Source organism: Protofrankia sp. Cj3, assembly GCF_917627355.1.
GTDB lineage: Bacteria > Actinomycetota > Actinomycetes > Frankiales > Frankiaceae > Protofrankia.
Map to the genome: position 1 here is coordinate 8614 of NZ_CAKJTR010000015.1, position 9792 is coordinate 18405.

The following is a 9792-nucleotide window of genomic DNA, read 5'->3' on the forward strand; positions in this document are numbered from 1 at the left end:
GGACCGATGCCGGCCAGCCCGGCAACAGCGGGCCAAACGAACCGTCGCACGTACGATCACCACCACTACCCTGGTGACACTTATCACTGTTGCAGGCGCTCAAGGCTCCGGGACGAGCGGCGCCGCGGTATCGACGACCGGATTTCCGGTGCTGTCAGCCGGCCGGCCCGGCGCCATATCCACCGACGCTGGTGCCAGTAGCGACGCCGCCAAGAACATCCGCCAGGATTACGCCTCCCCCGGTGATGTCCCGCTGGGAGAGGGCACCACCGTCGCGCCGCCCGACGAGGGCGCGCCATCGGGAACCCGCTCGCCGCTGGCCATCCCGGCCAGCTGGCCGCGGGGCGTGGACATCTCGTCCTGGCAACATCCCGGCAGCACGGAGATCGGCTGGAACGCGGTCCGTGCCGCCGGAATCGGCTTTGCCATTATCAAGGCGACCGAGGGCAGCGGCTATACCAACCCCTACTTCGCCACTGACCGCGATCACGCCCGCCAAGCCGGGCTCGTCGTCGGTATGTACCACTACGCACGGCCCATGCTGCCGATCGCGACCGCGGTCGATCAGGCGGACCGCTTTCTCGCCGTCACCGGCTCGACCCGCTCCACGGGCCAGCTGGCACCCGTCCTCGATCTCGAAGCACAGGGCGGATTGTCCGCCGCCCAGCTCGCGGGCTGGGCACATGCCTTTCTGGAAGAGATCGAGACCAGGACCGGGCGTGCTCCCATCCTGTACACCTACCGGTCATTCTGGACCGATATCATGAAGAACACGACGTCATTCTCTCGCTATCCGCTGTGGTTCGCCAGCTACAACGGAGGCTCGTCCCCCGGCGCCCTTCCCGGTGGCTGGCAGCAGTGGTTGATGTGGCAGTACACGTCAGCGGGGAATGTTCCAGGCATTGCCGGAGACATCGACCTGAATGTCTTCTGCTGTAATAGCGGATCATTGTCAGCCGGCGCTGACGGGCGAGCCAGCGAAATCGACAAACGCTACAACGCGGATGCTCGCCTGCGTTCCCTGCTCGCGGCGAACAGCCGGGCCGAGGAGCCCGCTGGCGGCGGCGGGCGGTGGAAACAGTTCCAGCGTGGCCTGCTCTTCTGGTCGGTGGCCACCGGCGTCCATGAGGTACACGGCGGAATCAGCGCCCGGTACCTCGCCCTGGGCGGCAGCAACAGCCTGCTGGGACGGCCTACCAGCGACGAGCTGGATGCTGAGATCGCGGGCAGCCGGCAGTCGGTGTTCCAGGGCGGCCGGATCTACTGGACCCGTCCCACCGGCGCGCACGAGGTCCACGGAGCGATCCTGCACAGCTACCTGGCCCTCGGTTCGGCCGGCTCCGACCTGGGGCTGCCGATCAGTGACGAGTACTCGGTGGACGGTGGACGCGAAAGCGCCTTCCAGCACGGCTGGCTGCGCTGGGACGCGAGCTCAAACACGGTCACCACTATTCTCTCCTGAATACACGTTTCTCTCCTGAAATTCTCCTGAAAGCGCGTCCAGGGCGGATGACAGGCACACCAGGCGCGGCGTGCCACCCACCGGGAACGAAATCCGTGCTCACCAGACGTGACCAGCGGCGGCGTAACGGCACAATTGGGCGCCGCCAGCGCCGTCGGGCGGCTGCTCCCGAGCGAGGATGTCGGGCAACCGGGCATGTCCTGGGCGACACGAGGGCATGCCAAGGGGGGCTCACCGTCTCGTCAGGCTCCGGGGAGGATTCACATGGAACCGGCACGCTCCGCGCGCACCGGCAGGGGATGGCTGATATTCGCAGCGGTCATCATCTTTATCGCGGGCTTCCACAACCTCATCTACGGAATCGCCGCGCTCAGGAACTACGCCGTCCTCATCACGGCGAACGACACCGTCATCTACCAGGATCTGGACTTCTGGGGCTGGCTGCTGGTGTGCATGGGCATCGTCCAGATAGGCACCGCGGCCGCGATCCTCACCGGCAAGCTGTGGGCGCGGTGGTTGGGCATCGCCATGTGCGGCCTGAACGCGATCGCCCAGCTCGCCTTCCTGGCGATCTTCCCGCTCTGGTCGATCGTCGTCATCGCGCTCGACGTATTCGTGATCTACGCTTTGACGAGTTACGACACACCGCGGCACGGCGCCTACGACCCATACCCCGAAAGCGATCGAACCCGGACACGAACGGATCGCCCCGAATACACTGGATCATCCCGATCCGGTCCGGACGTGTCGCCTTGACGCTGATCCCCGGTGCGTGCACCGAACCTGGGCCCAGGCAGACGGTCCACGCACCACATCGGCGCCGGGTGCGGTCACCGCAACCGGGTTCCCCTTTCGGGCGCCGGAGGACCAGCCGTTGGGAAATCTCAGCCGTTGCGAGGCTCCGCCGGTACGGACGGCCGCTGGGAGGCCCCGCCGGTGCGGACGAACCTCAGGCGGCCGCGTTCAGCTCAGCTCGGGTGAGAACCGAACGCAGGTCGAGACCGATGTCGGCGAGGCTGGCCCGCCCGCCCTCCTGGCGGTCGATCACACAAAGGACATGTTCCACGATCGCGCCCTGCTCGCGCAGGATCCCGGCCGCGGCCAGCACGGCACCGCCGCTGGTCACGACATCCTCGACAAGAACGACCCGCAGGCCCTCGACGGCCCCGCCCTCGGCGGCCCGGCACGTGCCGTACTCCTTGGCCTTCTTGCGGACGAACCGAGCCGGCATGCCCGTCCGCTGGGACAGCAATGTGACCAGTGGGATACCACCGAGTTCGAGCCCGGCCAGCACGTCCGTGCCTTCGGGCAGCAACGGGCCCATCGCGTCAACGATGTCCGCGAGCAGCCCGGGGTCGGCCTCGAACAGGTACTTGTCGAAGTACTCGCTGCTCGTCCGCCCGGAACGCAGCACGAACTGACCGGTCAGCTGCGACATCGCCCGGACACGGGCGGCAAGCGTGCCAGTGTCAGCCATGCCTGCGGATTCTATAGATCAGACAGGTTTACGGAGCGATCAGCGGATCGCACCGGCGCACGCTCGCCTGCCCCCTTACCCCTCTCCGGAGTGAAGGCCTGAGGTGTGGGGGGCGGAGCCCCCGCATTCCACCCCGCTGCGCGCATGCCGGAGATACGAACCACCGGCGTCAGTCATGATCGTCTGGGCATGGCCAGGAACACGGAAAAGGCCCCGGGGATCAAACCGGGGCCTGTGACCTGCTGCGATGCAGCTGCATCGGGGTGGTGGCAGGTGTTGGGTTCGAACCAACGTAGGCTGAGCCGGCGGTTTTACAGACCGCTCCCTTTGGCCACTCGGGCAACCTGCCGTTGGTGAACAGCATACGGGATGGGCGGTCGTGGTCGACGACCGGTCCCAGCGACCCGGTTACGCCGACGGCATCGTGATCATTCGGAGATCAGGACAGCGCGTTGATGATCCACAGCCCTGGGAGTGGCCGACAGGAGGGTGCCGGATCAAGGAACAGGATGTAAGGAACAGGGTTGGGGCGCGGGCAACGCGAGGCGCGTGCTCCAGCCCCGCGACGCCGCGTCCCTCGTTTCCGGGTACTTTCACTACCCGGCCTGGCCCGTGGACATGGGCGACGGCTGTGCCGGGACGGGCGGATCCGGGCAGACTCGGGATCAGGCACCGGGCCCGGCTTGCGACCGAGCCGCCGGGCGAAGATCCGATGCCGTATGCGCAGGCAATGGAGAAGATGGGAAGGAGGCGCTTCACCGTGGCGGACCCGTCGTTCGACATCGTGAGCAAGGTCGACCGCCAGGAGATCGACAACGCCGTCAACCAGACCGCCAAGGAGGTGGGGACCCGCTTCGACTTCCGTGACACCGGGGCGTCGGCAACCTGGTCCGGCGAGTCCATCCTGCTCACCGCGAGCACCGAGGAACGGGTGAAGGCGACCCTGGACGTCCTGCAGGAGAAGTGGGTCAAGCGCGGCATCTCGCTCAAGGCCCTGCAGCATGACGAGCCCACCCAGTCCGGCAAGGAGTACCGGCTGGTGGTGACCGTGCAACAGGGCATTGCCGACGACAAGGCCAAAGCGATCTCGAAAAAAATCCGGGCTGACGCCCCGAGGGGCGTGCAGGCCCAGATTCAGGGAGACCAGCTCCGGGTCACCGGCAAGAAGCGGGACGACCTCCAGCGCGTCATCCAGATACTCAAGGAAACCGACTTCGGGCTGCCGCTCCAGTTCGTCAACTACCGATAACGGACGGACCCGCATGCGCGGGCCCCGCCGAGCTGGGCCGCCATGCGGCGCAGCTCGAGCCAGGCGGCCCTCGCGACATAACAGGCAGAAAAGGTGCGCCCCGCCCGATGGGGGGTTTCGGGCGGGGCGCTGCACGGCGAGGCCTGGGGGGTTTGCCTCGCCGCAGGTCAGGGTTTAGAGCAACCGGTAACAGGGGACGGCGTCACGAGGTTGGGGCGCGCGGCTCGCGTCATCGCTGCCCGCCCATACGCCGCGCGATGCACGGGTACCCGGCTCGTTGGTCGTCACCCACCACCTCCGGTGACTCCCTCCGCCGCCTCGCGATACACGCACCCAACTCCACTCCTTGATCCACATCACTATTGCCGGGCGCTCTTAGCCTTTTCAGAATACGACTTTCCGCCGAAGATTCAACGGTAGGGGTCCATCCGGGCCATCTCCTCCAGCCGCTCGATCCGGCGGTCCATCGATGGATGCGTACTGAACAGCTGGACAACCCCGCCCCCCCGGAACGGGTTCGCAATCATGAGTGACGACACGGGCGCCAACTGTGAACTCTGCGGAAGAGGCCGGACGGCCGTGCCTGCCTCGAGTTTGCGCAGCGCCGTCGCGAGACCGAGCGGATCGCCGGTCAACATCGCGCCAGCGGAATCCGCTTCGTACTCCCGCGCCCTGCTGATGGCAAGTTGAATGATCGTCGCCGCGATCGGGCCCAACAGAACGAGAAGCATGATCTCCAGAATGCCCGGACCGTCATCGTCCTCGCTCCGGCCAAAACCAAAGATCGCCGCAAACTGCGCGAACTGCGCCAGGTAGACAATAACGCTCGCAAGCGCACCGGCAACGGAGGCGATAAGAATATCCCGGTTGTAGACGTGGCTGAGTTCATGACCGAGGACGCCACGCAGCTCGCGATCATCCATGATCTCCAGAATGCCAGCGGTGCAGCAGACCGCCGCGTTACGTGGGTTGCGGCCGGTCGCGAACGCGTTCGGTGCCGCGGTCGGGCTGATGTAGAGCCGCGGCATCGGCATCCGCGCCCTGGTCGCGAGCTCCTGAACGATCGCGTACATGCGTGGCTGCTCGACCTGGCTCACCGGATAGGCCCGCATCGCACGCAGGGCAAGCTTGGCCGAGAAGAAATACGAGAATCCATTGACCCCCAGGGCGAAGATGAACGCGATTGTCAGACCGCGGCTCCCGAACAGGGAACCGACAAAAAGAATCACCGCGGACAGTACGCCCAGCAAAATGGCGGTCTTGAGCCCGTTGAGGTAGCGGTGGGACATGGCGGTCGGGTTTCCTGTCATCTCGAAGGTTGCACCAGAGTCAACGCCCGGATCAACCGGAACCGTTCCCCTCCGCGGGTGCTCGCGCGATGCGCCGCTTGGGTGACATGCCATGAAGTGCCCGGTTCATCCGGCGAGCACGCCAGGCCATCCTTGCATGTGATGATCATCACATTGATGCCCATCGCGTGGCCTTCGGCCTATGGGACGGTACGCACGGCCGAGGCAAGCAGCACCTGCCGGACAGCTTCGCCGCGCTCGTGGTCGACAAGACCCGCCTGTTCAAGCTGGCTCAGAGTGAGAGCCGCCAGCGCGACGTAGGCCGCCGCCGCCGCCGGGTCGAGCGTGCCGAGCGCATCCAGGTGCGCCCGCACCGTACCGGCGTCTCCGCGCCGGATCGGCCCGGTCAGCCCAGCCGGGCCGCGCTCGAGGGCCTTTTCCAGCGATTGTCGCAACAGCGGGGCGACCGCGTCGGCGCCTTCGCGGACGCCGAGCTCGTCCAGCAGCGTCAGCGTGGCCGTGACCAGCGTCGCCAGATAGTTGGACCCGAGGACGACAGCGGCGTGATAAGCCGTCCGTGCCTGCTCGGGGACGGAAACGACCCGACCGCCGACAGCTGTCACAAGCCCATGCGCGACCGGCTCGGCGGCCGGGTCCGCCGTCACCCCGAACGAAGCCCCGGCCAACAGGTTCGCGTCCGCGGCGGTCCCGCTCACAGTCATAATGGGATGCATCGCCGCTCGCAACGCTCCACGGTCGTAAGCGGACTGTAATATGCCCACTCCGTACCGTCCGCTCATATGTGCGACAATCTGCCCGCTCCGCAGTGCACCAGCGTGCACGATGCCCGCCAGAACATCCGGGATCGCGTCATCGGAAACCGTGATAAATATCACATCCGATGCATCAGTCACCTCGGCCGCTGTCCCGGGCAATGCCGCGGGGAAACCGGCCCGAGCCCGCGCCAGGCCCGCCTCGGACCGGGCGTGCACCGCAACGACCGGATAGCCGGCAGCGGCCAGGGCCGTTCCCCACGCGCTCCCCACGCGCCCGACGCCCACGATCCCGATCCGCAGTGCCTGCGCCACCGTCACCGTCTCACCTGTGCGCCCACCCGCGGAAGCCATATCAAACCCATATCAACGGAACCCGTGCCACCGGCCACCGGGCAATGTTCCCAGCAGTCGGCTTTCCGACCCGGTCAATCCGCAAACCCGCCCGCTGTGGGGCCGCCAACAAGCTTGGATCAGGCTGTGTCACAGTCGTCACACTCAGCTGACTCCGTCGGGACGTTACGCCCGGCCCAATAGTCCTACCGGTACGCTCGAGAGGTAGCCGAGGAGGTCACACAACGTGTCAGGCCAGGTCAGGGACCGTCAAATCCATCGACTCGACCGGGTCGTCATCCGCTTCGCCGGTGACTCAGGTGATGGGATGCAGCTCACTGGAGAGCAGTTCACCAGCGAGACCGCGGCGTTCGGTAACGACTTGTCCACCCTTCCGGACTTTCCCGCGGAGATCCGTGCGCCAGCAGGTACCCCGGCCGGGGTATCCGGATTTCAGCTCCACTTCTCAGACCACGACATTCTCACGCCCGGTGATGCCCCGAACATGCTGGTGGCCATGAACCCGGCGGCGTTGAAATCCAACCTGAAGGACCTGCCCAACGGCGCCGACCTCGTTGTCAACACCGACGCGTTCACCGGCGCGAACCTGAAAAAAGCCGGCTACTCGTCCGATCCACTCAGCGACGGCAGCCTGGACGAGTACCGGGTACATCGGGTACCCCTGTCATCAATGACCATCGACGCGGTGAACGCGCTGGAAAGCAGCGCGGGGACGGTCAACAAAAAGGAAGCCGAGCGAGCGAAGAACATGTTCGCCCTCGGTCTCATGAGCTGGCTCTACCAGCGGCCCACCGACGGCGTCATAACATTCCTTGAGAAGAAGTTCGCGAAACGCCCGGAAATCGCCGCCGCGAATGTCGCGGCGCTGCGCGCCGGCTACAACTACGGCGAGACGACCGAAACCTTCGCGGTCACCTACGAAGTGGCACCGGCGCGCATGAAGCCGGGCATGTACCGGCGTATCTCCGGCAACACGGCGTTGTCCTACGGGCTGGTCGCCGCCGCCGAGCTCACCGGGCTGCCGCTGTTCCTGGGCTCATACCCGATCACCCCCGCCTCCGACATCCTGCACGAACTGAGCAAACACAAGCGTTTCGGGATACGGACCTTCCAGGCCGAGGACGAGATCGCTGGTGTCGGGGCCGCGCTCGGGGCCTCCTTCGGCGGGTCGCTCGGCGTGACCACCACATCCGGGCCCGGCTTGGCCCTGAAGACCGAGACCATCGGGCTCGCGGTAGCCCTCGAGCTCCCGCTCATCGTCGTGGACATCCAGCGCGGCGGACCGTCCACCGGCCTGCCGACCAAGACCGAGCAGGCCGACCTCGGCATGGCCGTGAACGGCCGCAACGGCGAGGCGCCGCTGCCGGTCATCGCGCCCCGCTCGCCCGCGGACTGCTTCGACGCGGCCATCGAGGCGGCACGGCTGGCGACGAAGTACCGGACGCCTGTCATCCTGCTCTCGGACGGATACCTCGCCAACGGTTCAGAGCCGTGGCTGCTGCCCGGCCGTGCGGACCTGCCCGATCTCACGGTGTCATTCGCCACCGAGCCGAACCACAGCGGCGACAAGGGCCTGGAATTCTGGCCATATCTCCGCGACAGCGAGACACTCGCGCGGCCCTGGGCCGTTCCCGGGACTCCCGGGCTGGAGCACCGCATTGGCGGTCTGGAAAAAGCGGATGGTTCGGGTGGGATCTCCTACGATCCGGCGAACCACGACCGTATGGTGCGGCTGCGCCAGGCGAAGATCGAGGGAATCGCCCGCGACATCGCCCCGCTGGAGGTCGATGACCCGTCCGGACAGGCTCGGGTACTCGTCCTCGGCTGGGGCTCGACCTACGGACCTATCGCCGCCGGATGCCGACGTGTCCGGGCGAAGGGGCTGCACGTCGCCCAGGCACACCTGCGTCACCTTTTCCCGTTTCCCGACAACACCGGTGAGGTGCTGCGCGCCTATGACAAGGTCTTGGTCCCCGAGATGAACCTCGGCCAGCTCAGGGCCATGGTCCGGGCGGAGTTCCTGGTCGACGCCATCGGCTACAACCAGGTCCGCGGGCTTCCGTTCAAGGCCGCCGAACTGGCGGGCGTCTTGGAGGACGTGATCAACCAGTGACCGTCACGACGAACCACGCCGGCATCAGCAACCGACTACTCGATCTCATCCCGGTCACTGACCGGCCGCAGACCCGTAAGGACTTCACCTCCGACCAGGAGGTCCGCTGGTGCCCCGGCTGCGGGGACTACGCCATCCTGGCCACCGTCCAGGGCTTCCTGCCCGAACTCGGGATAGCCCGGGAGAACATCGCCTTCATCTCGGGTATCGGCTGTTCCTCCCGTTTCCCCTACTACCTGCAGACCTATGGGATGCACTCCATCCATGGCCGGGCACCGGCCATCGCGACAGGTCTGGCGGTCTCCCGGCCCGACCTGTCGGTGTGGGTTGTCACCGGCGACGGTGACGCGCTGTCCATTGGTGGCAACCACCTGCTTCACGCTTTGCGGCGTAACGTGAACATCAAAATTCTGATGTTCAACAATCGGATCTACGGACTGACCAAAGGGCAGTACTCCCCCACCTCCGAAGTGGGGAAAATCACAAAATCTACCCCGTTCGGCTCGCTGGACCGCCCCTACAACGCGATCTCGCTCGTGCTGGGGGCCGAGGCGTCCTTTGTCGCACGGTCAATCGACTCCGACCGGGCGCACCTGACCTCCGTTCTGCGGGCAGCCGCGGCCCACCCCGGCTCTGCCTTCGTAGAGATCTTCCAGAACTGCAACATCTTCAACGACGGGGCCTTCGACGCCCTCAAGGACCGGTCATCCAAGGATGACGCGACGCTGCGCCTCGTCCACGACAAGCCCATGATCTTCGGTGCGGACCTCGACAAGGGCATCCGCCGGAGCGCCTCGGGCGACCTGGAGATCTGCGCCGCGACCGACGAGGATGTACTCGTTCACAACGCGCGGGCCGCCGAACCGAGCCAGGCGTTCGCGCTGTCACGGCTCACCGGCGGCTCGGCTGGCGTCACCCCCATCGGGGTCTTCCGGGACCTCGACACTCCCACCTACGACGAGCAGCTGAACACCCAGATCGCCGAGGCTCGTACCCGCCAGGGTGACGGCGACCTGATGGCACTGCTGAGCAGCGGCGACACATGGACGGTTTCCTGACCGCGACCATAAGAGCG

8 protein-coding genes and 1 tRNA gene are annotated in these 9792 nt (G+C 66.2%); 5 read left to right on the forward strand and 4 right to left on the reverse strand.

The window, feature by feature from the left end:
- Together MJ783_RS03515 and MJ783_RS03520 are read left to right on the forward strand one after the other, a co-directional pair.
- Positions 1–1462: GH25 family lysozyme (locus MJ783_RS03515; RefSeq protein WP_370651423.1), on the forward strand; the 1462-nt coding region annotated here is incomplete at its 5' end.
- 264 nt (positions 1463–1726) lie between these two features.
- Positions 1727–2218 (forward strand): hypothetical protein, encoded by a 492-nt coding sequence (locus tag MJ783_RS03520; RefSeq protein WP_239308462.1) that lies wholly within the window; start codon positions 1727–1729, stop codon positions 2216–2218.
- Between the two features lie 193 nt (positions 2219–2411).
- On the opposite strand, the gene pyrE is transcribed toward MJ783_RS03520, so the two are convergent.
- Complete coding sequence (gene pyrE / locus MJ783_RS03525) at positions 2412–2939, reverse strand: orotate phosphoribosyltransferase (protein WP_239308463.1); 528 nt, start codon at positions 2937–2939, stop codon at positions 2412–2414.
- Between the two features lie 264 nt (positions 2940–3203).
- Positions 3204–3288 (reverse strand) — tRNA-Tyr (locus MJ783_RS03530).
- A gap of 390 nt (positions 3289–3678) precedes the next feature.
- Here MJ783_RS03530 and MJ783_RS03535 point away from each other — a divergent pair.
- Positions 3679–4188, forward strand: a complete 510-nt coding sequence (locus tag MJ783_RS03535; protein ID WP_370651425.1) for a YajQ family cyclic di-GMP-binding protein — start codon at positions 3679–3681, stop codon at positions 4186–4188.
- 410 nt (positions 4189–4598) lie between these two features.
- Here MJ783_RS03535 and htpX read toward each other — a convergent pair whose 3' ends face one another.
- The gene (gene htpX, locus MJ783_RS03540; protein ID WP_239308464.1) at positions 4599–5477 is read right to left on the reverse strand and encodes a zinc metalloprotease HtpX; all 879 of its coding nucleotides are present in this window, start codon (positions 5475–5477) and stop codon (positions 4599–4601) included.
- Positions 5478–5677: 200 nt separating this feature from the next.
- Positions 5678–6571 (reverse strand): Rossmann-like and DUF2520 domain-containing protein, encoded by an 894-nt coding sequence (locus MJ783_RS03545; protein WP_239308465.1) that lies wholly within the window; start codon positions 6569–6571, stop codon positions 5678–5680.
- Between the two features lie 259 nt (positions 6572–6830).
- Here MJ783_RS03545 and MJ783_RS03550 point away from each other — a divergent pair, with 259 nt between their 5' ends.
- Both MJ783_RS03550 and MJ783_RS03555 read left to right on the forward strand, forming a co-directional pair.
- Entirely contained in the window at positions 6831–8717 is a 1887-nt protein-coding gene (locus MJ783_RS03550) for a 2-oxoacid:acceptor oxidoreductase subunit alpha (protein ID WP_239308466.1), read from the forward strand.
- On the forward strand, positions 8714–9775 hold the full coding sequence (locus MJ783_RS03555) for a 2-oxoacid:ferredoxin oxidoreductase subunit beta (protein WP_239308467.1): 1062 nt from the start codon (positions 8714–8716) through the stop codon (positions 9773–9775). The genes MJ783_RS03550 and MJ783_RS03555 overlap by 4 nt, the downstream gene beginning before the upstream one ends.
- Positions 9776–9792: the final 17 nt, after the last annotated feature.

Excerpts from the sequence above, each read along its gene's own strand:
- pyrE (WP_239308463.1), bottom strand. The coding sequence starts at position 2,939 with ATGGCTGACACTGGCACGCTTGCCGCCCGTGTCCGGGCGATGTCGCAG.
- MJ783_RS03520 (WP_239308462.1), top strand. The coding sequence starts at position 1,727 with ATGGAACCGGCACGCTCCGCGCGCACCGGCAGGGGATGGCTGATATTC.
- MJ783_RS03535 (WP_370651425.1), top strand. The coding sequence starts at position 3,679 with ATGGGAAGGAGGCGCTTCACCGTGGCGGACCCGTCGTTCGACATCGTG.
- htpX (WP_239308464.1), bottom strand. The coding sequence starts at position 5,477 with ATGTCCCACCGCTACCTCAACGGGCTCAAGACCGCCATTTTGCTGGGC.